The 232-nt window shown below is 30.6% G+C and carries 1 protein-coding gene; it reads left to right on the plus strand.

What is annotated here, in order from left to right; translation table 11 throughout:
- The coding region (locus KVT34_RS31370; RefSeq protein ID WP_217563404.1) for a hypothetical protein at positions 1 to 208 on the plus strand (208 nt) is incomplete at its 5' end.
- Between the last annotated feature and the right edge of the window lie 24 nt (positions 209 to 232).

A 232-nucleotide genomic window follows, 5' to 3' on the forward strand; every position in this document is an offset into this window, starting at 1 on the left:
AGGGAATAAATTCAAAAGAAGTTTTGTAAAAGTGGAGTGGCATGAAGTGACTGACAAGAATAGAAAGATAGCGTTAGTTATAATTAGTTGTATGATGATTATAGGTAGTTATGCTAATAAATTTGTTGAAGATAGAAATCGAAAGCATAGATTTGTACAAGCGAGTAAGGTTTTTGTCGAGACTGTAAATAGATTACATAAAAACTAAAAGAGGTTTTCTGATACGGAAACA

Source organism: Paenibacillus sp. GbtcB18, from assembly GCF_019091125.1.
Classification (GTDB): domain Bacteria; phylum Bacillota; class Bacilli; order Paenibacillales; family NBRC-103111; genus Paenibacillus_F; species Paenibacillus_F chitinolyticus.